Raw genomic sequence first — 24171 nt, forward strand, 5'->3', positions numbered from 1 at the left:
GTACTCCCCCACATCTTCTACTATTTTCTAAAAATAAGGCATAATTTCAGCAAAATTACGATCTATGATATGCTTAACGCCACAATATCAGAGGAAAAATTATGTCTGAAATTAAACTGAATTATCACAAAACCCATTTTCTTACGAGTGCCCCCAATATTCGTGCTATTCCGGAAGATAGCGGTATTGAAATCGCCTTTGCCGGTCGCTCAAATGCAGGAAAATCTACCGCACTCAATGCGTTAACAAATCAAAAAAACCTAGCTCGCACCTCTAAAACCCCGGGGCGAACTCAGCTTATCAACTTATTTGAAGTCGAACCAAACTGTAAACTTGTGGATTTACCGGGCTACGGTTATGCCGCTGTACCAGAGAAAATGAAAATCCAGTGGCAAAAATCCTTAGGGGAATATTTGCAAAAACGGGAATGTCTGGCAGGTTTAGTCATATTGATGGATATTCGTCACCCCCTGAAAGATCTCGATCAACAAATGATTGAATGGGCAGTATCGGCAAGTTTACCGGTATTACTCCTACTCACTAAAGCAGATAAATTAAGTCAAAGTGCACGTAGTAAACAAGTAAAAATGGTACGGGAAGCCATTCTTCCTTTCCAAGGCGATATACAAGTGGAAGCCTTTTCAGCACAAAATAAAATTGGTATTGATAAACTTGCGACAAAATTAGACAATTGGTTTTCAGTCGTTTTTGTGGAATAAAGTGTAAATATTGCGATCTTGCTCGCAAAAAAAGCGTGTAATGAATGATTTCATCGCACGCTTTTTTTATAGTATAAAAACTTTTTAAATGTTAACCGCACTTTTAGGCTCTCTATGTCCCTTGCTATCGTTTATAGTCGTGCCTCCATGGGTGTACAAGCCCCACTTGTTACAATTGAAGTCCATTTAAGTAACGGAAAACCCGGATTTACACTCGTAGGATTACCTGAGAAAACAGTCAAGGAAGCGCAAGACCGGGTGCGTAGTGCATTGATGAATGCACAATTTAAATATCCAGCAAAACGTATCACCGTGAATCTCGCACCGGCGGATTTACCTAAAGAAGGCGGGCGATTTGATCTACCCATTGCTATTGGTATTCTTGTGGCATCCGAGCAGCTAGACGGCAGTCGTTTAAAACAACTTGAGTTTGTTGGAGAGCTGGCTCTAACAGGTCATCTGAGAGGAATTCACGGTGTCATTCCGGCCATTCTCGCCGCACAAAAATCCAAACGTGAACTGGTTATTGCTCAGCAAAATGCTAACGAAGCCTCACTCGTTTCGGAACAAAATACCTACTTTGCTCAAACTTTACTTGATGTTGTGCAATTTCTCAATAATCAGAAAACGCTACCTCTTGCTACTGAATTAACCCATGAAAATGCGGTCAATTTCCACCATAATAATCACTTAGATTTAACCGATATTATCGGACAACAACATGCAAAACGGGCACTCACTATTGCTGCCGCAGGACAACACAATTTGCTTTTTCTTGGTCCTCCGGGAACCGGTAAAACGATGCTGGCAAGCCGTTTAACGACACTTTTACCGGAAATGAGTGTTCAAGAAGCAATTGAAACCGCTTCTGTAACAAGCCTAGTACAAAATGAATTAAATCTCCATAATTGGAAACAACGCCCATTTCGAGCGCCACATCATAGTGCCTCGCTGCCAGCATTAGTCGGCGGAGGCACTATTCCCAAACCAGGAGAAATTTCTTTGGCACATAATGGTGTTCTTTTTTTAGATGAACTACCGGAATTTGAACGAAAAGTACTTGATGCTTTGCGTCAACCGCTAGAAAGTGGCGAAATTGTTATCTCACGAGCCAATGCAAAAATTCAATTTCCTGCACGTTTTCAACTAGTGGCAGCAATGAATCCCAGCCCAACAGGACATTATACCGGCACACATAATCGCACTTCACCGCAGCAAGTCATGCGCTATTTAAATCGATTATCCGGGCCATTTTTAGATAGGTTTGACTTATCCATAGAAGTACCGTTATTGCCACAGGGGAGTTTACAACATTCGGGCAATCGAGGCGAAACCAGTGAACAAGTTCGGGAAAAGGTATTAAGGGTACGGGAAATTCAATTAGCCCGAGCAGGAAAAATCAATGCTTATTTAACCAGTAAAGAAATTGAACGGGATTGTAAATTGAATGAAAAAGAAGCGTTATTTCTTGAAAACACATTAAATAAACTTGGGCTTTCCGTACGAGCCTACCATCGCATTCTGAAAGTCTCACGCACTATTGCCGATCTTCATGGAGAAAAACAAATCTCCCAACTTCATTTAGCAGAAGCATTGGGCTACCGTGCAATGGATCGATTACTGCAAAAATTAAGCCATACGTAACCACATTCTAGAAACATATTAGTATGAGCTTGAAAAGTTTTATTTATTACTGTATTGAAAAATCTAAGGGCGTATATAACGCCCTTAGATTAGAAATAATCGGCAACAAATAACTTAATAATAAGAATGTTCCCCACGCTGATGTTCGGTAACATCTTTCGCCCCTTTTAATTCATTAGGGAATAAGCTGACAAGTTGTTTTTCTACGCCATCTTTTAATGTAACATCCACCATTGAACAGCCATTACAACCACCACCGAACTGTAGAACGGCATAACCGTTTTCCGTAATTTCAATCAATGTAATTCGACCGCCATGGCTTGCTAATTGTGGGTTTATTTGGGTTTGAATGACATACTCCACACGCTCAATTAATGGAGCATCGTCCGCCACTTTACGCATTTTCGCATTTGGTGCTTTTAACGTAAGCTGCGCGCCCAATTCTTCCGTCACATAATCAATTTCAGCTTCTTCCAAAAAAGGTAAACTCACCTCATCAACAAAGGCAGAAAAGGTATCATATTTCATTTCTACATCATTTTCTTCTACCGCACTCGGTGGGCAGTAGGACACACCGCATTCCGCATTTGATGTGCCCGGGTTCACCACAAAAATACGAATATTTGTGCCTTCTTCTTGAGTATCCAATAATTTGCGAAAATGCTCCTGCGCCGCTTTTGAAATAGCAATTTGTTCCATAAATATTCCTTAATACTTGAGAAAATTTGTCAGAAATGATACGCCTACCTCAGTATTTTTTCCACTTTTTTATCAAAATTACTCTTATCATTTAACCCGATTAGGCGCGTGCCAGCCCCCATACCTGAATTTCCTGAACACCTAGACCACGTAATAATTTCGCAATCTCATTAAGTGTACTTCCCGTAGTAATAACATCATCTACCAAAGCTACTCTTTGATAAGGAAAAGGTTTGGAAAGATCAATTTTAAAAGCGTTTTTCAAATTCTGACGACGTATCGCAGCACTTAAGCCACGTTGAGTATGCGTATGTTTCACCCGTTTAACAATATGGGATATACAAGGAATTTCAAGCCATCGACTGATAGTTTTCGCCAATAAATCAGCTTGATTATAACCGCGTTGCCATTGGCGGAGATGATAAAGCGGTACCGGAATAATCGCTTGAGGAAAAGTTAAACCATGGTTACGCCTTGCCTCATAAACAGACAATAAAAGCAAACGAGCCAAAGTACGATCAAGCCAAAATTGTTTTTGATATTTGAAACGATGAATTAAACGAGAAAGTGATTCATCATAGTGTCCGACAATTACCATACGATCCCAAGCAAATTCATTATTTCCACAACGACCACAATAGCGGCTGAAGTATTGCAATGGCGCACCGCACCCACCGCAATAGATATATTGTTGAATTTGTCTTTGACAAGTCGAACACAATCCGTTTTGACCTTGTTTTAATGAAGATTGACACAGCACGCAATTAAACTGAAAAAACGCACTAAAATCTAACCGCACTTTTATTTCCTTTTGTCTGCCGTTTTTTGTTTTAGCCCTTCTAAACTTTTGCCTTGTTTTAAAATGCGTGGCGTAACAAAAATTACCAACTCACGTTTTTGATGGCGTTCACTTTCTTTACTAAATAAACGCTTTACCAGCGGAATATCGCCCAACACAGGAACTTTATCAATCCCTTTCGTGATAGTGTCATGGAACACCCCGCCCAACACTATGGTTTCACCATCTTTCGCAAAAACCTGAGTGTTAATTTCCTGTTTATCAATGGACACAATCTCATTATTTTGTTGTCCATAGGATATCCGATTACCCGGTGAGTTTTGGCTAACCAATAAATCAAGTAGGATATTATTATCCTTAGAAATATGCGGTGTCACTTCTAAGCCTAATACAGCCTCACGAAACTCAACGGTTTGTACATCATTTTTGCCCTTTACTACATAAGGAATCTCAGTACCTTGCTTAATACTTGCACCTTTTTTATTCGTTGTCAGTAACCTTGGACTGGCAATAATCTCTACGTTATTTTCACGTTCAAGTGCGGTTAATTCCAAATCTAATAATCTCCCGTTAATTTTCGCCACTTGCAATGCGAGAGAACCCGCCGGAGCGGTATTAGTTGCAAAATTGACATTTAAATTATCCGCTATATTGGCAAAACCGTTAGCAACAAGACTACCACCCACTCTGTGTGCATTTTCCGTTGGCGTAAAAATTCCCCAACGCACACCTAATTCTTTGAGACTTTCATCTGTAATGGTTACAATACGAGCTTCAATAGCGATTTGTTCAATAGGTTTATCTAATTCAGCAATGAGTTTTACCAGATTTTTAACGGATTTTGCGTCATCTTGAATGATTAATAAATTACTACGATCATCAAAAGCAATACTCCCTGAAGCCGACAATAAAGATCCGATACCGGTGGTTAGCGATTTCATCACCTCTGATGCTTTCGCAAAATTCAATTTGATTGTTTTGCTCACAAGAAAAGGTTCAATCTGTTTTATGTTCTCCAACACTTCGTTCTTTGGAGGCAACAATGCCGTTTCAGAGAAAACCAAATCTTTTTTCCCTAAATAATAAATATCATCTTCTAGCCGTACAGAAAGCCCCTTCATTTTTGCGACAGAACGCAATACACGATCAAAATCCACATTATCTAGTTGCAATGAAAGCGAATCTTCCAATCCATCATCAATAATTAAGTTAGCCCCCTGCTCCAAAGCAAGCTCTTGTAAGCTAAATACCATCGGAGCCTGTTTCAGACGAATAGAGAAAACCTGATTTTCTTTAAATGCTGCCGCCAGTCCATTCCCACAACAAAAACACAGAAAAAAGAGACCACACTTTTTTATCCACACTTTCATATTTTCACCTAGAATCGAAGATCAAGTAGATCTGTTTGTTCACATCGTCCCGATTTTGAATACTGCAAATGAACGCTATCCTTGTGAATCTGTTGCAATAGATACCTCTCCTGCCCTAAACGCTGCCCTTGTTTAACAACAATTAATTGCTGATTAATATCTAAAAACCATGCCTCAGGCGACTGCTTGTAGAGAATGACCCCAACCAGTTTTAGCTGATTAAAAGGGCTTTCAGAAGCAAAAGAAGGTTCATTAAAAGCACATTTTGTTGTCTGTATTTTAGCCCCTTCTATTGGCTTCTTCTCTGATTGCCGTTGCAAATGATTAAAAGGATCGATTGCGATAACGTTTAGGCTAAAAAAAAGACAACATAAACTAAGTAAATGACGAAGTATTGACACGTTCTATTCCCTCAATGTTGAGTGGTAAAATTAAGTGACATTGCACTCTCCCTCCTTCCACTTTTTGCATATCCAATTGCGCAAAAAAAAGCGCCTTTTGCTGGGTTAAAAGTGCAGTAAGAAAATCATGTAAATATTGAAAATATCCTTCCAACCTAATCTGTAAAACAGGGCGGGATGAAAAATCCCATTGATAGGTAACAAGTTCAATTTCATCATTTAGCAGTTCATGAATCTGCTCATCCAATGCAATAATCCGTTTGGTTAATTGCGGAGATAATTCATGCCGCTCAGAATGCCGTTTGAGCGTGGCAAGCAATTTTTCTTGGTGTGTTAATTCGGTAGATTGTTTTATCACCTCTAATGTGATCGCTTGCCGCTGCCAATAACTTTGCCAAAGATCTAAAACAACAGAAAAATTAACCGCACTTAGACAACATATAAAAAATCCCCAGTGATAAATTTTTGGCAGCATTAAGCCTCTCTCAACAAAGGGATAACGTTGCTTGATGAACTTTTTCACTTTTTGTTCCCCCCTTATTTCTCATTCACTTCAGAAGAAAGATCAAACTGAAAAAACCAACGTCCTTGTTCGGGTTGAAATTGGGTGAGTTTGAAAGAGGCAAAATGCCTGTTTAAAAACTCACGAAATGTTTCAAATTCCTCTTTTGTCAAACAAAATCCATTAAGCCGAATCCCTTCCTCATTAAAACTCAATGTCTCTAGCTCCCCTTTTTCAAGAGGTAACCGGGGTAATAGCGAAATCACTTGTTCTACTCTATTCGGTGAAATTTCCTGTAATTCCGTTAAATTCCGTATGGTCTGCTTAACCTCGGTGATTTGCTGAACGGTTTCGGCGAGGCGTTTTTTCTGCTCTATAAAAAATTGCTGTTGGGTGTTCAATTCACCCTGTTGCTGCCGTTGAAATGCTGTCAATACAGCATATAGGGCAACCCCTACTATAAACACGGCAAACATTTTTACTATAAATAAGCACAATAACCGCTGATATTTCTCCAACCGCCAAGGCAGTAAATTAATCCCGTTCATCGCCCGCTCCACTTGAAGATGCTGTTAAGACAAGAGAATTATTCTGTACCCAATCTATTCGCCACAACGCGTTACCTAAAGCAATAAAAGGAATATCCGTTTTCACTTGCCGCCAATTTTTCGGTAAGTCAGTTTGCTCGACATTCGTCGTTTGATAAACATAGACATACTCAACTTCAACATTAAAACGTTGGCAAAATTTGCTACAAAGTGCGGTTAAATTTTCTGATGTTTGTAAAAGTTGTTGGCTATGAGCCGTATCCATAACGGCAAAACAATGAGATTCATCTTGATATAAATATAAAGCATTTTCTTGTACTTCCCCCAACAGAAAGCGAAATGCACGCATAATTGAGTGATGGGCAACATCTAAGACATTAAGTAATAATTCATCACAGATCCATTGGGTTTCATACGCTGTTTGCCGACGAATGGCGTAAATATCGAGACGAAAACCTTGTTTTAAATCAGTAGTGACATAATCAAACCAAAGTTCCTCAAGAGGAATAGGCAATTCTTCTTGTAAAATAAAACTGCACTGCTGCTCACACTCTTGTGTATTTAATGTATGAGGTAAAATTAAGTTTTTTGACCAGGTGAGATGAGGTGAAACACAACCGACGAAATACAACTGCAAGCGATTTTGTGGAAAATCCTGCATTACACGTGCTATTAATTGTGCTTTAACGTTTGTTTCACTCATCAAAAATGAAAGAAATTGAACTTGTTTTAGGTTATCTAACCAAACAAATTGTACATGGCTCTGTTGTTGATGCACACCAACTTGCACGATTTTCCGTTTTTTATAAGACATCAGTATATGCTTTTCCTATTATTTGGACGGTGAATCTTTTATACTTACCAGCCAAATCATAATTTGATTTTAGTTATGATCATCAATCAAGAGAGAATTCTACGATGCGGATCGCAAAATTAATATTTAGCAGTCTCTTAACCTTATGTATTTTAGGGTTAGTGATAGGGGGAGGATTATATATCCACCTCAAATCTGAATTACCTTCAGTGGAAAGTTTAAAAACCGTTGAATTACAACAACCGATGCAAATTTACACGACAGATGGGAAATTAATCGGGGAAGTTGGCGAACAACGCCGTATTCCGGTGAAATTAGAAAATGTACCACAACGTTTAATAGAGGCATTTTTAGCTACGGAAGATAGCCGTTTTTATGATCACCACGGTTTAGATCCGGTGGGGATTACACGGGCACTATTCGTTGCAATAAGCAATGGAGGGGCTTCACAGGGTGCAAGTACCATTACGCAGCAGTTGGCGCGTAATTTTTTCTTAACTCCAGAAAAAACCTTGATACGTAAAGCGAGAGAAGCCGTACTTGCCATTGAAATAGAGAATGCATTAAGCAAACAGGAAATTCTTGAGCTTTATTTAAACAAAATTTTCTTGGGTTACCGCTCTTATGGTGTTGCAGCTGCAGCTCAGACCTATTTTGGTAAATCCCTAGACGAACTCACTTTGTCTGAAATGGCAGTGATTGCCGGCTTACCGAAAGCGCCTTCCACAATGAATCCATTGTATTCGCCGAAACGGGCTGAAGAGCGTCGTAATATCGTTTTAGCCCGTATGTTAGATGAAAAATATATTACTAAAGAAGAATACAATACAGCCCTAAAAGAACCGATCAATGCAAGTTATCATGGGGCTAAGTTTGATTTTCGGGCGGATTATGTGACCGAAATGGTACGTCAGGAAATGGTAAAACGCTTCGGGGAAGAAAATGCCTATACTCGAGGCTATAAAGTTTTCACTACCGTGCTTTCTAAAGATCAAGCGGAAGCACAAAAAGCAGTACGTAATAATTTGATCAACTATGATATGCGCCATGGCTGGCGTGGCGGTGCACCGCTATGGAAAAAAGGCGAAACGGCATGGGATAACGAACGCATTGTTGCTTTCTTGAAAAAACTACCGAATTCCGAACCTTTTGTACCGGCTGCCGTCACTTCATTAAGTAAAAATGGAGCTGAATTATTACTGGCAAATAACCAAACTATGACCCTGTCATCTAATGCAATGCGTTGGGCCGGAAAAGCACCGGTAAAAATTGGTGAGCAAATTTGGATTCGCCAACGCGATAACGGCGAATGGATTTTAGGGCAAATTCCGGCTGCCAATTCAGCCTTAGTTTCCTTAAATTCCGATAATGGCGCAATTGAGGCCTTAGTCGGCGGTTTTAGCTTTGAGCAAAGTAAATTCAACCGTGCGACACAATCTTTAGTTCAAGTGGGCTCTTCTATCAAACCGTTTATTTATGCCGCTGCCTTAGAAAAAGGTTTAACTCTTTCTAGCGTATTACAAGATAGCCCGATTTCAATATCCAAACCGGGACAAGCCGTATGGAGCCCTAAAAACTCACCGGATCGTTATGATGGCCCAATGCGTTTACGTGTGGGTTTAGGTCAATCAAAAAATATGATTGCGATTCGCGCCTTACAAACAGCCGGCATTAGCTTTACCGCTGATTTCTTACAACGTTTCGGATTTAAACGGGAACAATACTTTGCCAGCGAAGCCTTAGCATTAGGTGCGGCCTCTTTCACTCCTTTGGAAATGGCTCGTGCTTACGCTGTATTTGATAATGGCGGTTTTTTAATTGATCCCTATATTATTGAAAAAATTCAGGATAATACCGGCAAGGATTTATTTATCGCTAACCCGAAAGTTGCTTGTATCACTTGTAATAATATCCCGGTGATTTATGGCGAAACCAAAGATAAAATTGACGGTTTCCAAAATATTGCCGAAGTGGCAAAACCGGATGACTTAAAAGCCGCAAAAGGAAATACTAATACAGATACAGAAGAAGGTGATGTTCAACCTGAAAACGTGCCGGATTTACCGGAATTGCAAGCACAAGGCGGGGCATTAAATGATGATGCCATTGATTTAATGGCAAATGGTAAAGATGGTACATCAAAAGTAGAATATGCTCCCCGTGTTATTAGTGGTGAACTTGCTTTCTTAATCCGTAGTGCATTAAATACGGCAATTTACGGAGAACAAGGATTAAGTTGGAAAGGGACAAGTTGGAGAATGTCAAAGGAAATCAAGCAACGCAAAGATATTGGCGGTAAAACCGGTACAACGAATAGCGCAAAAGTAGCTTGGTATACAGGATTTGGTGCAAACTTAGTCACCACTACCTATGTAGGTTTTGATGATAATAAACGTGTATTGGGTCGAGGGGAATCCGGCGGAAAAACGGCAATGCCGGTATGGATTGCCTACATGAAAGTCGCACTTGCCGATATTCCGGAACGAAACCTTGATTTACCTCCAAATATCATGGAAAAAACAATTGATAGTAGCTCGGGTTTACTTTCAGAATATGGCGGACGTAAAGAATACTTTATCGTGGGCACAGAACCGAAACGTACCTATGCTGCGGAAATGTTGGAGCGTGGCTATTATGTACCGCCTGAATTACAGCAACGCTTAAATGGCGGTTCAGGGAAAACGCAAGATGCCGTGCCTGCAACACAACCGGAAGAATTATTTTAATTATTTATCACAAAAGTGCGGTTAATTTTAACCGCACTTTCTTTAACTCAAAAGGACAACCATGCTCAGTTATCGACACTCCTTCCATGCAGGAAATCATGCCGATGTGTTAAAACACGCTGTATTAATGTTGATTTTAGAAAATCTGAAACTCAAAGAAAAAGGATTCTATTATTTAGATACCCATTCCGGTGTAGGGCGTTATCGCTTATCCTCAAGTGAAGCTGAAAAAACCGGCGAATATAAAGAAGGGATCGGGCGTTTGTGGGAACAAACTGATTTACCCGAAGAATTAAACCGCTATGTTCATTTAATTAAAGTGCTTAATAGCGGGGGAAAAACTCTTCGTTATTATGCTGGCTCTCCAATGATTGCCGCACAATTATTGCGACCTCAAGATCGTGCATTACTTACGGAACTACATCCCAGTGATTTTCCCTTATTACGCAATAATTTTAAAGAGTTTAAAAATATCTCAGTAAAATGCGATAACGGATTCCAACAAGTGAAATCAACATTGCCACCTAAAGAACGACGGGGTTTAGTGTTAATTGATCCGCCCTACGAACTTAAGGAAGATTACGATTTGGTGGTAAAAGCGGTGGAAGAAGGTTATAAACGCTTTGCCACAGGTACCTATGCTATCTGGTATCCTGTCGTGCTACGCCAACAAACTAAGCGTATTTTTAAAGGTTTAGAAGCCAGTGGGATTCGTAAAATTCTAAAAATTGAATTGGCCGTACGCCCTGATAGTGATCAACGGGGTATGACGGCAAGTGGTGTGGTGATCATCAACCCGCCTTGGACATTAGAAAACCAAATGAGAGAGATTTTACCTTATTTGGTAAAAACGCTCATACCGGAAGGAACAGGTAGTTGGACGGTAGAATGGATTACCCCTGAGTAAAACAATATACAATTTGACCGCACTTGAAATATATTTTTAAGATTAATCTGATAAAAGTCGGGACGATTTGTCCCGACTAATTAAGAGAAAATATTGAGAGTGTAGAGTGTCATGCAATATTCATAACATTGAACGTTTTAGAAATATATCTCCTATGCTAATAGGTACCACATCATCTTTCAAATAAGCGCTTGATCTCTTTTTCATACAAATACACATTAACCGGATTTGTCGGCAGCAAAGAGTCGAGATACTCATTAGCTATTTCGACATACGCCTGATGGCGCTTATCGTGATTTTCAATCACATCCAATAAGACCCTTGAGCCATCGAAAGCATCAAATTGATCGTAATAATACCCCACCCCTTTAGGCAACAACTTAGAATTATGAATAAATGGGTAACCGCCGTAGAGGGCATCGTTATAGGCATAGTTTAGCCCGCTCTCCCACTGATGGCTTAGAACAATATCAACATAGCGAGACAAGAAATCCGGCATTTGGTAGCGACCTTCTACCGTCATAATATTATCTCGCACCATATCAGTTCTGCCGATAAAATTGAAGAATGTCGGGTTATCTTTTTTGTCGTAAGTATTACAAGCGTAAAAATGCTGAATTTTTTCCGGTGCTGTCCGGTAAGCTTGCTCACAAATAAGGATAGACATAAAGCTCGTTTTGGTCATAATTAAATTAGGCTCAAAGCAGGCGATCCGTCTGCCCAAGCTATCGGTATTCGGGCGATAGCCGAAATCAATATTGTGCTGATCTTTAATTCGCTTAATCACTTTATCGCAAAACAGTGGAGACCAAATGGCAGGCACAACGTAAGACGGGCAATGATACATAATGGAAAAGTAAGAGCGACAGGTGTTCTCATTTTGAGGAATGAGCCAAACACTATCAAACATTGCCCCGTTAAAGACACGCGTGGCTTGCTTATCGAATAAGAAATTCTCAACATCGGTGACAAAATCGTTTCCCATTTTGTAGCACACCACCTTACCGTTATGGTTATGCATACGAGCGACTTGATGAGGCTCAATGCTGATTGTACCCTCGATTAACACATCTAACTCATCAATAACATCGTCAATATACGCAAATTGAAGATCCAAATCGTCCAGCATAAATCCGGATGGCGGCGTAGAGCGTTTTTCCGGCCCCCAAGATACGAGAACAACATCCTCCACTATCTCAGACATTTTGAAGAGTTGATAAAGAAAAATCACATTTTGATGCGCACCATTAGACCAAATATCCGGATTATTCGTTTCTAAATTGAGCGAGATACCTATTTTATATTTACGCATAATTTTCCTAATGACTATGATATAAGCGGTTTGTTATGTTCATTTATTTGCAAATCACAAACCTAATAAAAAATCACTCAGGCAAATGCCTGAGTGATATTCAACCGATTAAAACACTATTTCCATTGATAACCGATACCGGCACCAACATTAAAGTCACCTTGGGTTGTCGCAGCACCACTCATTTTAAAGATAACCTTATTATTATCACTTAATTTCGAGTATCCGACCGCCACAGCGCTTTGCCCGTTGTAGTTTCCTACCCCGACCCCAACCACATTCGCTCCCGGCTGAGTAACCTGAGGAATATTGGCAATCGCAGTTGCACCAGCAATACCGCCACGCAATTTCTTATCTGTTTTTCTCAGTGTTTTACGAACCGATTCCACCTCACCTTTTACTTGGTTAAGCTGATTCACGTTCACAGCATCCGTGCCTTTTACACCCGGTGCGACATTTGTCACACGGCGCTCTTTACCTATACGTCCGACTGAAACGGTATTCGGCTCATCAGCAACCGAATCTGCACCCAATGCAACGGCATTCTCTGCTTTCGCTTGTGCATTTTGCCCCAACGCAACAGATTTTTTCGCAGTCGCTTTTGCGTTTTGACCTAACGCACTTGCATTTGGCGCTGTTGCTTTCGCATTATTGCCGATCGCGGTCGTATTTTCCGCGGTTGCTTCCGAACCATAACCAAGAGCGGTCGCATCCTTACCGGTGGCTTTAGAGCTGTCCGCGCCACTGTCATTATTTGCGCTAAATGCAGTCTTACCATCCGGGCTGATCAAACCGGCATCTTTAATTTTTTGCGCAATATTTTCTGCTTTATCCGCCGATCCTTTTGCAGCATTTTCGGAAGCCTTCGCCGCAGTTGCCGAACTAACCGCTAATGAGGCTGAACTTGCCGCAGCCATTGCAGATGCATCTGATCTAACTGCAGAGCTATCCGCCGCAGTCGCTGAGCTGTCCGCACTACTTGCGGAAGTACTCGCTGCTGTTGCTGAACTTCCTGCTTCACTTGCAGAGGTACTTGCCGCTGTTGCGGAGCTTGCTGATTTGTCTGCTGAAGAACTCGCTGCCGTCGCTGAACTTGATGCGTTGCTTGCTGAGGTGCTTGCTTCAGTGGCAGAGCTTGCTGATTTGTCTGCTGAAGTACTCGCTGCGGTTGCTGAACTTGACGCATTGCTTGCTGAAGAACTCGCTGCTGTTGCGGAGCTTGACGCATTACTTGCTGAAGAACTTGCTGCGGTTGCTGAATTTGACGCTTCGCTTGCTGAGGTACTAGCCGCTTTAGCTGAACTATCCGCCGCACTGGCTGACGTGCTAGCTGAAGATGCTGAATTTGATGCTGCCGTTGCGGAACTTGCCGCTTGAGTGGCTGCATTAGTTGCTGTAGAAACAGCGGTTTCAATTTTTGCTAAATTCTCATTTACGGTTCTTGCTGCAGTGCTGGCAGCGGAAATAGCGGTTTTCGCCACAGAGGATAAACCGTAAACGATCTTACCTGAACTGTCAGTACTCACCGAGAGATCTGATGTTGCACCGAAAGTAAGCGAATCATTTTGAGCCAATGTCCATTGATCTGCTTGACCCGAATTATTAGTTTGATCAACTGATCCATTTTCTATATTAAATGTAAATGCTCGGCTCGCATCCGCTTTCGTATTTAAAGCGGTTGATACTTGAGAAGCGGCAGTTGAAGCCGCGTCTGCGGTTGATTGTGCTGCTGTTGCCGCGCTCGATGCTGTATTAGCAGTACTTTGCGCCGTTGAAGCTGCTGTTGAGGCAGAGCTTGCTGTTAATTGCGCTGCCGCCGCTGCGCTTGATGCTGTATTAGCGGTGCTTTGCGCCGTTGAGGCTGCTGTTGAGGCAGAAGTTGCCGTTGCTTGAGCTGCTGCCGCTGCACTTGATGCTGTATTAGCGGTGCTTTGCGCCGTTGAGGCTACTGTTGAGGCAGAGCTTGCTGTTAATTGCGCTGCAGCTGCCGCAGTTGATGCGGTATTAGCGGTACTTTGTGCCGTTGAAGCGGCCGTTGAGGCAGAGCTTGCTGTTGATTGCGCTGCAGCTGCCGCAGTTGATGCTGTGTTAGCAGTATTTTGTGCGTTTGAGGCTGCTGTAGAAGCTAAACTAGCAGTAGATTGAGCTGCTGTTGCTGCCGTTGAGGCAGAATTAGCAGTTGTTTGAGCCGCTGCCGCCGCAGAAGAGGCAGCATTAGCGGTAGATTGTGCCGTATTCACAGCAGTATTTGTAGCATGTAATTGCTGCCCTGTTACCGCTTCTGTTGAAGAAGAGTTTAGTGTTGCATTTGCGACATTTACAATTTTGCGTTTAGCACTAGTGTTGCCAACAGAAATTTGATTGGCTGCTGATGTTGTTGAATTTGAACCTAATGCAACAGAATTTTGATGATTGGATTTTGCTCCAAATCCAATAGCTACAGCGTTTTCTTGAGTTGATCTAGTTTCTTTTCCTATCGAAATACTATAGTTACCAGAAGCCTCGCTATTTTCCATAATCGCAATTGCGTTTGCCCCTGTTGCTTTTGCAGCCGGATAAACACTATGTTCAGAACCTCCAATTGCAACTGAAGCAATACCACTTGATTGAACATAAGAACCTATACCAATAGCAGAATTACCTTTTACATTGGAATTCTGACCGATAGCAATACCATTATAATGGCTGACATCGTTATTATGCATCGATATTGAATCATTATCCGTGCTTGTAATTGCCACCCTAGCCAGTGCATTTGCACTGACTAACATTAGCACTAATGTGGCTGAAATTCCAGAAACTTTTTTAACGGATACTTGGTGATTTGTCGATGATTTTGTTTTCCCCTTGGTACGATGTAACTCGGATACAGCCACCCAAGTTTGAGTAATGGAATTAAAAATCACTTTAAAAATTTTATTCATATAGGTTCCATTCATGAGACGTGAGTAAATTTAAAATATAGAAAAGAAACTGGCAGGACAACTCCTCTCCTCACTGCCGAAGCTTCGAGCAAATACTATACGAATTCTCTCCTTAAAACAAACAAAATCTGACTGCTATATTTCCATCAATATCAAAACATCATAAAATATTGATGAAAAAACCTGCTAGGAATTTGTCTTTTCATTCGGATATAGGGCTGTAAATATTTGCTTTATCTTGTAAAAATACCGATACAATGCCCTTCGCTTAATTTAAATAACCGTTTTTGTGCATTTGCTATATTATAATGTTGTTTCATTATTCCGCTTGTACCGGTGATTTTAATTTGTTAATCGCTTCTTTATTAAAGAAATAATGGGTGCCACAACATTCACACTGCATATCAATACTGCCTTTGTGTTCTTCCAAAATCTCATCGATTTCCTCATCAGGAATCAATAATAATGCCGCACCGGAACGTTCTGCCGAACAACCACAAAAAAATTGAATAACTTGCGGTGCATATACTTCCACGGCTTCTTCGTGATAAAGCCGATAAAGCATTTCTTCTGCCGGTAAACCAAATAATTCTTCATTTTTTGCCGTTGCCGCTAATGTTGCAAGATGTTCAAAATCCTCAGGTGAACCTGCACCATCAGGCATAATTTGTAGCAACATCCCGGCCGCCACCGGTTTCCCCTGATATTCTCCCGTGCGAATAATTAATTGGGTTTGAAGCTGTTCGGAGCGAACAAAATAGTCTTCTAAACACTCGGTAATTGTTGGTTTATCCAATCCAATTACGCCTTGATAACGCTCGCCTTCTTTAGGTGCAATCGTGATGACCAATACGCCCTTACCAACCATCTCATGCAACATCATTTCGGGAGAAATATCTCCCTCTACACGTGCTAAAGCACGAATTTGTTGCTGATCATTACCATTCACCAGTGCAAGACTAAGTGGACCGTCCCCCTGAATTTGCACGGTAATATTGCCTTCAAATTTTAAAGTTGCCGTAAGCAATGCGGTGGCCACCATCATTTCACCCAATAAATTTTGCACCGGTTGAGAATAATGATGAGTGTTTAAGGTATCAACAAAACTTTGGTTTAAACGCACCCATTCGCCACGTACTGCACGGTTTTGAAAAAGATAGCGGTAAAGTTTGTCATTGTCTTTTAAGTCATTCATTTTTTGTTCCTATATTTTTTGCCGTAAAAAGTGCGGTCAAAAACCACCGCACTTTTCGTCTTTTCCCTATAATGGGGGCAATTTAGACAATTACAACAAAGAAAAAGCGAGCCGTTTGTGGGCTCGCTTTTCATATTTAAGGTTTCATTACCAATATGCACGTAAACCGACAACGGCGGCATAATCACGTTGTTTTACATCCTGTTCATTAGCAAGATTTCTTACACGAACAACTTTAGCTTCAACAAAAGGTTTTAATTTTAAACTGCCGTTTTTATAAACGTAATATTCGCTACCAAGCATCACTTCACTCCGTTTTTCTGCCGCTGCCGGTACGGAAGTCTCTTTTAATTCGTTATGACGATAAGCATACATCGCATAAGCGTTCCAATCTTCATTTAATTCTTGGAAAACAAGCGCACGCGCTTCATATTGGGCACGTTTGACAGCATTACCAAAATTTGTTGAAAGATTTGTGGTATTACGATGTTCTAAATCTAAACCTAATATGGTGTGATCAAAGCGGTATGCGTTACCAAATGAATAGGCGGTAACTTGTCGACCGTTTGCAAAGGTTTCACGAGAGAAACCGGCTGCTGTTGTCCAGTCTTGTAAATCATCAATATTATGTTTGTAAACGGCACCGCCACCCCACACGTGATTACGATTCGGATTGATATCTAATCCCTGCGCGCCACGCGGGCTTGTTGCACCATAATACGCACCGAATTTTAAGTTAGGAAGAAAACCTCCGCGGTTTGTATATTGAACCACTCGGCGGGCATTATTATTCAATAAACCGTCACTCAAGCTATAAGTGTTCGGTAAATCGGTTTGTTTGATTTCGTCAGTGAAGGTTGTCATATTACCGTAAACTAATTCACCATAGGTTTTGTGACCAAAACCGGCATAAAGTTGACGCGTATAGATATGACCAAAATTATTGTGACGATTACTCGCCAAGTTAGGTTCGTCCGCTGAACCACGATGTCCGGTATTATCACGGAAACGCCATTCGACACGACCAACTGCATAAAAATCATTACCTAGCGGTTGTTTAAGCTTGAAGCCAAAACGAGAGCCGTTATTATCAATATCACCATGAGAAATATTTTTCGTGGTGGTCGCCCCTTCCGTTTTACGATTAATGTTTTCCCATTTCAAACGGAGAGAACCGTTGAAGTCAATTTCAGTACCTGTTTCTTCAATGTTGAATTGATAGGCTTGAGCTGAACTTGCGGCACATGCCGTAACCATTAAAGCAAGAAGTGTCTTTTTCATTGTGCTTTCCTTTTCTTTCTAAATAAAAATAAAATAAAAAAATTGGATTTTTTGGAGTTTATACACTCCAGATTGGATATTCAATGCAAGGTTATACCAATATTGTAAAAAAGAAACCTTCTTTTTTACTGATTGCCATTTAATAGAGGTTCAAGCCTTGAAAATACTTGTTCGGTTGAGATTTTAGCCATACTCGAGGCAGACAAATATTGCTGATTCTTACCATAACAACCGATTAAGGTCGGATCTGTTGCACCATAAAGGGTAATATTCGGTTTATCTAAAGCTGCAGTTAAATGCGACAAGCCCGTATCCACAGAGACCACCGCAGTTGCATTCGCAATTTGCTTTGCCAATTCGGTGAGCGTTAGTTTTGGCAGTACTTGAACATTCGGGTAATTTTTTGTCAAGCGTTCTGCCCGTTCTTTTTCTTTTTCATTCCCCCAAGGTAAACGGATTTGCACGGAAAGTGCGGTCATTTTTTCAATTAAATTTTCCCATTCCGATTCAAGCCAATGTTTATCATCTCGGGTAGTAGCATGAAAAAAAATCACATAAGGCTCAATGGAGGCGGCAGTAAAATATTGCGCGATACCGTAATCACCTTGCGAATGCGGCAATTCATAATTAAGGCTTAGTGCGAATAACTGCCGAATACGTTCAACTGCGTGTTGCTGATAAGAAATTGCGTATTTTTTATCATAAAAAAAAGAAGCAATCGGTTCTCGAATGCTACGGCAATCATAGCCATGCGTTGTACCGTTAGCGAGACGGGTAGCAAAAAATGCACTTTTAAATAATCCTTGAGCGTCAATAACGGCATCATAATGTTCTTTTTGGAGTAAAGTGCGGTAAATTTTCCACTCATTTTTTGTTTGTGAGGAAAAAGGGGATTTACGCCAACGGCGTAAGGCAATGGGTATCACTTGATGAAGACCCGAATGCCATTGGGGAATTTCAGCAAAATTTTCTTCTACCACCCAATCCACGGTTAAATTTGGGATCATTTGTTGGGCATCGGTTAATGCAGGCAATGTGTGGATAACATCCCCCATAGAGGAGGTTTTGATTAAACAAATTTTCATGATTTTGCTAATAATGCGTTTAATTTTTCCATCACCATTTTTGGCGTAATATCGATCAGGCTTTGGTGATACCCTTCCGCACTGTCCTTGCTTTTACGAACCTTGATTAAATCACCTTCAATTAACCGAATAATCACCGCCTTATCGGAAAGCGGCGGCGTGTAAGTCGGACTGGTCGGGCCGTAAAGTGCGACTAACGGGCGATTTGTTGCCGCAGCGATGTGCATTAAACCGCTATCATTGCTAACTACCGCAGTGCAGTTAGCGATTAAATCGACTGCCTGATTCAAATCGGTTTGTCCCGCCAGATTCAAGCAAAACCGTTGTTGTACCTCGGATAATGCCCGGCAGATTTGTTCACCGGCATTAACGTCTTTCTGCGAACCGAAAATTTCCACCGCATAGCCTTGTTCAATCAGCATTCCCGCTAACTCAGCATAATGATAGTGGGGCCAACGTTTGGCCGGCCCAAATTCTGCCCCCGGACAAAAACCGATAATCGGGCGTTCACCTAAAAGTGCGGTCTGTTTTGAGAATGTTTTTAACGTTTCTTGTTGACTGCCTGATTCGATGGCAAGATAAGGTTTTAACAGCGGGATTGCTTGCGCGTTCGGCACAGCGTTTTTCTCAAAAGCTAATGCCACATAACGCTTCACCATCATCGGATAATCCCGTTTATTGCTGCGTAAATCATTCAATAACAAATAACGACTTTCTCCTTTCCAACCACGCCGTACGGCAATTTTCGCAAAGAGCGGAATCAGAGCCGACTTCAGTGAGTTTGGCAACACAATCGCCATCTCGTATTGCTCACGCAATGCTTTCCCTAGACGATAACGTTCGCCAAGAGCAAAAGTGCCGTGTCCTAAAGGCATTTCAATAGCACGGCGTACTTCCGGCATACGTGCCAATAAAGGTTTGCACCAATTCGGCGCCATTACATCAATTTGACAATGAGGATACTGAATTTTGAGTTGTTGATATAAACTGTGCGACATCATCATATCGCCGACCCAAGAGGGGCCGATAACGAGGATATTCATATTTCACCTTGTAAAAAGTGCGATTAAAAAATAAATGAATTTTTGACCGCACTTTGCTTTTTAAATATCTCAGATAATTCAATCTAATGATCAATTACTTTTTATTGAGCCACGCCATATATGCCGCCGTACCTTCGGCAACGGATTTAAATTCGCCAGTGTAACCGGCTGTGCGTAATGCCGTTAAATCCGCTTGGGTAAAGGTTTGATAGCGAGATTTCAGATGTTCGGGGAAAGGAATCGTTTCGATTTGCCCCTTACCATGGAATGCAATCACAGCTTCCGCAACAGCTTGGAAAGATTCCGCATTGCCCGTGCCAAGATTGTAAATGCCGGAAATACGATTTTGCCAAGCCCAAATATTGACTTTCGCCACATCTTCCACATAAACAAAATCCCGTAGGAAAGTTTCCGAACCGACAAATAATTTTGGATTTTCGCCTTTCAGCATTTGATTATTTAAATGGAATGCCACACTTGCCATGGAGCCTTTGTGTTGTTCTCTCGGGCCATAAACATTGAAATATTTGAAACCGCAAACCGGTGATTCTGCCGTTGGTAAAATTTTTCTCACATATTCATCAAATAAAAATTTTGAGTAGCCATAGGCGTTAAGCGGACTTTCAAATTCCCGTTTCTCAATAAAATTATCGGTACGTCCACCGTAAGTCGCCGCACTTGAAGCGTAGAAAAACGGAATTTGGCGATCTAAGCAGTAATGCAGCAATTCTTTAGAATATTCATAATTATTCTGCATTAAATATTTGCCGTCCCATTCTGTGGTGGCAGAACATGCCCCTTCATGGAATACGGCATCAATATCACCAAAATCATCACCGGCAATAATGGAAGCGATAAAATCTTCTTTGTCACAATAATCGGCAATATCCAAATCTACTAAATTAATAAATTTAGTTCCATCTTTTAAGTTATCGACGACTAAAATATCTTTACGCCCTATTTCATTTAATGCTTTAACAATGTTGCTGCCGATCATGCCGGCACCGCCAGTTACAATAATCATAATCTTGTCCCTTCTTATTATATGGAATTGTTGCCATTGTAATTGATTTTCGAGATAAGGTAAAAGCCACTCATCCCTTAACCTAAAAACTCGGTGAAAAATAACCGCACTTTTAACCCCCAATAACTTGTCCAGCCCGTAGTGGTAAGGTCTATTTTTCCTTTATTCAAAATAATGATCGTTGGAGTAACATTGACTTGCCATTTTTGCGCAATTTCCCCTTGAGGATCATTGACGGCGGTAAAGGTATAATGATGTTCGGCTAAATACTTTCCCACCTCGCTTGCACTCCCTGAACGTAATGCAATAGAAATCACCGGGTAACCTTCTTTTGCCAACGTATTAATTGCCGGTGATGTGTATCGGCAATAACCACACCAAGTTCCCCAAAAATAAATTAATGTGGGTTTATCTTGGGCAATCTGTGGGAGAAAAAATGCATTGCCTTGCAAATCATATAATGCCGTTGTATTGATTTCCGATGGAATTTCGGGCTTACGGATAAAATCCAGAATGCTACTAACGATAATCAATGTAAGCCCTAAAGAAATACCGTTTTTGAGTAATCTTGTTAAATTCATAAAATACCTAACGAGAAAAATTCGGCTAATTTACCATAAAAGTGCGGTCAAATTTCATAATATTTTGCTATCATAGCCAAGCAAATTTTTATTATAAAGGAGAACAAAAATGAACAGTAAAAGCCTTGCAAAATATATTGATCATACTGCACTTACCGCTGAGAAAAATGAGCAGAATATTTTAACGCTCTGTGACGAAGCCATGAAATATGGTTTTTATTCTGTTTGTATCAATTCAGGCTATATCCCTTTAGCAAAAGAAAAATTAGCAGGCTCTGAGGTGAAGATTTGTACGGTGGTCGGTTTTCCGCTTGGTGCTAATTTAACATCAGTGAAAGCCTTTGAAACGCAAGAAGCGATCAAAGCCGGTGCAAATGAAATTGATATGGTAATCAATGTGGGTTGGATTAAATCCAATAAATGGCAAGCGGTAAAAGAAGATATTCAAGCCGTGTTAAATGCCTGTAATGGGATACCGCTGAAAGTGATTTTAGAAACCTGTTTATTATCTAAAGAAGAAATCATTAAAGCCTGTGAAATTTGTAGGGAATTAGGTGTGGCATTCGTCAAAACTTCTACCGGATTTAGCAAGGGCGGGACGACTGTTGAAGATGTAGTATTAATGAAAAAAATCGTGGGTAAGATTGGTGTAAAAGCCTCAGGTGGAGTGCGCGATACGAAAACAGCATTAGCGATGGTTGAAGCCGGCGCAACACGTATTGGCGCCAGTGCAGGCATTGCAATTATCAGTAATAGCAACGATACACAAAGTACGTATTAATAACAGAAAAGGTAGAAGGTGCTCTGCCCCCAAAAAGAGCGCCTGATACTTTTTTAGCACAGCCACTTCCGCTTCCAATTCTAAAATACGATAACGTAAGCGCTCTTGTTCAGTTTTGGGCTTGGGGGGCATTTTGGGGTATTTGGGTTTTATACTTGGGCGACCTTTGGGTTTGGGTAATAAGCCGTTTATACCTTGTTTTTCAAAGGCGTTCAACCACTGACTGAGAGCGTACCGGAATTGGCGATACCAAAATGGAGTGACGCATATTCTGCACTAAATTGCCCCGTTTTAACCGCTTGTACGACCTTTAATTTAAAGTCCGGCGAATAGGTTTGCTTTTTACCTAAAACGGCTAACCCCTTGATGCCATTATGGTTATATTGTCTAACCCAACGCACTAATGTTGTTTCAGCAAGCTGAAAATGTCGGCGAGTGAGTGAACGATTTTTATGATGTTGAAGATAAAACTCGAACACTTGTTGTTTGAAAAGTTGATTGTATTTAGTCATAAAAAAACCTGCACCTTAATCAGTTAGATTATTAGTCCAACTTTTGGGGTGCAGATTAAGGAAAACCTTCTACTTTTGCATCATTTTTCCTCTTCCTTTACTTCGTTCCAAAAAAAATCCATTTCAATTAAGGATAGATCCTCTAATTTAGTATTTCTTTCTTTTGCTTTCTGTTCAACTTTACGAAAACGTTGCTCAAATTTATTATTTGCCTTACGAAGGCTTTCCTCTGCACTACATTTTAAGTGTCGCGCCAAATTTACCGTAGCAAAAAATAAATCGCCAATTTCTTCTTCAATCTTCATTTGATCTTGGGGCAAGCGATTAAACTCATCTCTCACCTCTTGCAGCTCTTCTTCTACTTTCGCAAAAACAGGTTCAATTTCAGTCCAATCAAAACCGATTTTAGAGCATTGTTTTTGCAGCTTCTGTGCCCTCATCAATGCGGGAAAAGCAGAAGGGACATTATCTAAAATAGATTGAGTTTGTTTTTTAGATTTTTCTAACGCTTTAATGCTATTCCAACGGGCAAGGGCTTCTTCTTCATTTTCTGCCATAGCATTTGCAAATACATGTGGGTGCCGACGAATAATTTTTTCAGCAACATCATTAACTACATCATCAAAAGTAAAATAGTTATCCTCCGTCGCAAGTTGGCTAAAAAACACAACTTGTAACAATAAATCACCTAATTCTTCTCTTAAATTTGCTATATCTTTCTTTTGAATCGCCTCAATGACTTCATAAGTTTCCTCTATTAAACAAGGAATCATTGAATCATAATTTTGTTTAAGATCCCAAGGACAACCTTTATCCGGATGACGAAGTTGAGCAATTAATTCGATAAAGTCTTGAATTGAATATGACATAAATAAACCTCTAAATAACCTAAATAAAATGAGGTTAGTATAAAGTTTATTTATGAAAAAAAGAAATTTATTTGAATGGCAGGGGCGGAGAGGCTCGAACTCCCAACACCCGGTTTTGGAGACCGGTGCTCTACCAATTGAACTACGCCCCTATTGGTATGAAAAGATTGGCGGAATGGACGGGACTCGAACCCGCGACCCCCTGCGTGACAGGCAGGTATTCTAACCAGCTGAACTACCACTCCGCAGACGTTTGGTATATTTGGCAGTGCCCTACTCTCACATGGGGATACCCCACACTACCATCGGCGTTAATAATGTTTCACTTCTGAGTTCGGTATGGATTCAGGTGGGACCATTACACTATTGCTGCCAAAATTATTTTGTTAATTTACTCAAGAATAAATTAACAAAATAATAAAAACCCGGCAGTGC

Annotated in this window: 21 protein-coding genes, 2 tRNA genes, 1 rRNA gene and 1 pseudogene; 5 read left to right on the forward strand and 20 right to left on the reverse strand. The window is 40.6% G+C overall.

Annotation, left to right across the window (positions count from 1 at the left end):
• Nucleotides 1-101 precede the first annotated feature (101 nt).
• Nucleotides 102-719, forward strand: coding sequence for a ribosome biogenesis GTP-binding protein YihA/YsxC (yihA, locus tag BKL51_RS04610; RefSeq protein WP_077465570.1), 618 nt, complete (start codon nucleotides 102-104; stop codon nucleotides 717-719).
• Nucleotides 720-833: 114 nt separating this feature from the next.
• The gene (locus tag BKL51_RS04615) at nucleotides 834-2363 is read left to right on the forward strand and encodes a YifB family Mg chelatase-like AAA ATPase (protein WP_077465571.1); all 1530 of its coding nucleotides are present in this window, start codon (nucleotides 834-836) and stop codon (nucleotides 2361-2363) included.
• Between the two features lie 114 nt (nucleotides 2364-2477).
• Here BKL51_RS04615 and nfuA read toward each other — a convergent pair whose 3' ends face one another.
• The 7 genes from nfuA to pilM all read right to left on the reverse strand — a co-directional run bounded on the left by nfuA (nucleotide 2478) and on the right by pilM (nucleotide 7496).
• Nucleotides 2478-3062, reverse strand: a complete 585-nt coding sequence (nfuA, locus tag BKL51_RS04620; RefSeq protein ID WP_077465572.1) for a Fe-S biogenesis protein NfuA — start codon at nucleotides 3060-3062, stop codon at nucleotides 2478-2480.
• 100 nt (nucleotides 3063-3162) lie between these two features.
• Nucleotides 3163-3861, reverse strand: coding sequence for a phosphoribosyltransferase family protein (locus BKL51_RS04625; RefSeq protein WP_077465573.1), 699 nt, complete (start codon nucleotides 3859-3861; stop codon nucleotides 3163-3165).
• 2 nt (nucleotides 3862-3863) lie between these two features.
• Entirely contained in the window at nucleotides 3864-5231 is a 1368-nt protein-coding gene (locus BKL51_RS04630) for a type IV pilus secretin PilQ (protein ID WP_077465574.1), read from the reverse strand.
• Between the two features lie 8 nt (nucleotides 5232-5239).
• A complete protein-coding gene (locus tag BKL51_RS04635) occupies nucleotides 5240-5632 on the reverse strand; it encodes a hypothetical protein (RefSeq protein WP_077465575.1) in 393 nt (130 codons plus the stop codon).
• Nucleotides 5607-6155 carry a hypothetical protein gene (locus BKL51_RS04640; RefSeq protein ID WP_143530530.1) on the reverse strand — a complete coding sequence of 183 codons (549 nt, stop codon included), beginning with the start codon at nucleotides 6153-6155 and terminating at the stop codon, nucleotides 5607-5609. The genes BKL51_RS04635 and BKL51_RS04640 overlap by 26 nt, the downstream gene beginning before the upstream one ends.
• 14 nt (nucleotides 6156-6169) lie before the next feature.
• Nucleotides 6170-6682, reverse strand: coding sequence for a PilN domain-containing protein (locus BKL51_RS04645; protein WP_077465577.1), 513 nt, complete (start codon nucleotides 6680-6682; stop codon nucleotides 6170-6172).
• Complete coding sequence (pilM, locus tag BKL51_RS04650) at nucleotides 6669-7496, reverse strand: pilus assembly protein PilM (protein WP_233127079.1); 828 nt, start codon at nucleotides 7494-7496, stop codon at nucleotides 6669-6671. Before pilM ends, BKL51_RS04645 begins: the two co-directional genes overlap by 14 nt.
• 104 nt (nucleotides 7497-7600) lie before the next feature.
• Here pilM and BKL51_RS04655 point away from each other — a divergent pair, with 104 nt between their 5' ends.
• Together BKL51_RS04655 and BKL51_RS04660 are read left to right on the forward strand one after the other, a co-directional pair.
• Nucleotides 7601-10222 (forward strand): penicillin-binding protein 1A, encoded by a 2622-nt coding sequence (locus BKL51_RS04655; RefSeq protein ID WP_077465579.1) that lies wholly within the window; start codon nucleotides 7601-7603, stop codon nucleotides 10220-10222.
• Nucleotides 10223-10283: 61 nt separating this feature from the next.
• A complete protein-coding gene (locus BKL51_RS04660) occupies nucleotides 10284-11129 on the forward strand; it encodes a 23S rRNA (adenine(2030)-N(6))-methyltransferase RlmJ (RefSeq protein WP_077465580.1) in 846 nt (281 codons plus the stop codon).
• Between the two features lie 172 nt (nucleotides 11130-11301).
• Here BKL51_RS04660 and BKL51_RS04665 read toward each other — a convergent pair whose 3' ends face one another.
• From BKL51_RS04665 to BKL51_RS04700, 8 genes are all read right to left on the reverse strand, one after another.
• Nucleotides 11302-12441, reverse strand: a complete 1140-nt coding sequence (locus tag BKL51_RS04665; RefSeq protein WP_077465581.1) for a DUF2827 family protein — start codon at nucleotides 12439-12441, stop codon at nucleotides 11302-11304.
• Nucleotides 12442-12557: 116 nt separating this feature from the next.
• Nucleotides 12558-15365, reverse strand: coding sequence for a YadA-like family protein (locus BKL51_RS04670; RefSeq protein ID WP_158074918.1), 2808 nt, complete (start codon nucleotides 15363-15365; stop codon nucleotides 12558-12560).
• 319 nt (nucleotides 15366-15684) lie between these two features.
• The gene (hslO, locus tag BKL51_RS04675) at nucleotides 15685-16560 is read right to left on the reverse strand and encodes an Hsp33 family molecular chaperone HslO (RefSeq protein ID WP_077465583.1); all 876 of its coding nucleotides are present in this window, start codon (nucleotides 16558-16560) and stop codon (nucleotides 15685-15687) included.
• A 147-nt stretch (nucleotides 16561-16707) separates the two neighbouring features.
• Nucleotides 16708-17841: a porin gene (locus BKL51_RS04680; RefSeq protein WP_077465584.1), complete on the reverse strand. Its 1134-nt coding sequence runs from the start codon at nucleotides 17839-17841 to the stop codon at nucleotides 16708-16710.
• Between the two features lie 125 nt (nucleotides 17842-17966).
• Complete coding sequence (rfaC, locus tag BKL51_RS04685; RefSeq protein WP_077465585.1) at nucleotides 17967-18926, reverse strand: lipopolysaccharide heptosyltransferase RfaC; 960 nt, start codon at nucleotides 18924-18926, stop codon at nucleotides 17967-17969.
• Nucleotides 18923-19969 (reverse strand): lipopolysaccharide heptosyltransferase II, encoded by a 1047-nt coding sequence (waaF, locus tag BKL51_RS04690; protein WP_077465586.1) that lies wholly within the window; start codon nucleotides 19967-19969, stop codon nucleotides 18923-18925. Before waaF ends, rfaC begins: the two co-directional genes overlap by 4 nt.
• Nucleotides 19970-20063: 94 nt before the next feature.
• Nucleotides 20064-20993 (reverse strand): ADP-glyceromanno-heptose 6-epimerase, encoded by a 930-nt coding sequence (gene rfaD, locus BKL51_RS04695; protein WP_077465587.1) that lies wholly within the window; start codon nucleotides 20991-20993, stop codon nucleotides 20064-20066.
• A gap of 77 nt (nucleotides 20994-21070) precedes the next feature.
• Entirely contained in the window at nucleotides 21071-21574 is a 504-nt protein-coding gene (locus BKL51_RS04700; protein ID WP_077465588.1) for a protein disulfide oxidoreductase, read from the reverse strand.
• A gap of 109 nt (nucleotides 21575-21683) precedes the next feature.
• Here BKL51_RS04700 and deoC point away from each other — a divergent pair, with 109 nt between their 5' ends.
• Nucleotides 21684-22355 (forward strand): deoxyribose-phosphate aldolase, encoded by a 672-nt coding sequence (deoC, locus tag BKL51_RS04705; protein WP_077465589.1) that lies wholly within the window; start codon nucleotides 21684-21686, stop codon nucleotides 22353-22355.
• A gap of 48 nt (nucleotides 22356-22403) precedes the next feature.
• Here the strand turns inward: deoC and BKL51_RS04710 are convergent.
• From BKL51_RS04710 to rrf, 5 genes and pseudogenes are all read right to left on the reverse strand, one after another.
• A pseudogene (locus BKL51_RS04710) lies at nucleotides 22404-22867 on the reverse strand (transposase); the annotation flags it as partial.
• An 80-nt stretch (nucleotides 22868-22947) separates the two neighbouring features.
• Complete coding sequence (mazG, locus tag BKL51_RS04715; RefSeq protein ID WP_077465590.1) at nucleotides 22948-23736, reverse strand: nucleoside triphosphate pyrophosphohydrolase; 789 nt, start codon at nucleotides 23734-23736, stop codon at nucleotides 22948-22950.
• A 76-nt stretch (nucleotides 23737-23812) separates the two neighbouring features.
• Nucleotides 23813-23888 (reverse strand) — tRNA-Trp (locus BKL51_RS04720).
• 16 nt (nucleotides 23889-23904) lie between these two features.
• A tRNA-Asp gene (locus BKL51_RS04725) sits at nucleotides 23905-23981 on the reverse strand.
• A gap of 15 nt (nucleotides 23982-23996) precedes the next feature.
• Nucleotides 23997-24113 (reverse strand): 5S ribosomal RNA (gene rrf, locus BKL51_RS04730).
• Nucleotides 24114-24171 lie beyond the last annotated feature (58 nt).

The organism is Rodentibacter sp. Ppn85 (genome assembly GCF_001999335.1).
In the GTDB taxonomy this organism is placed as follows: Bacteria; Pseudomonadota; Gammaproteobacteria; order Enterobacterales; family Pasteurellaceae; genus Rodentibacter.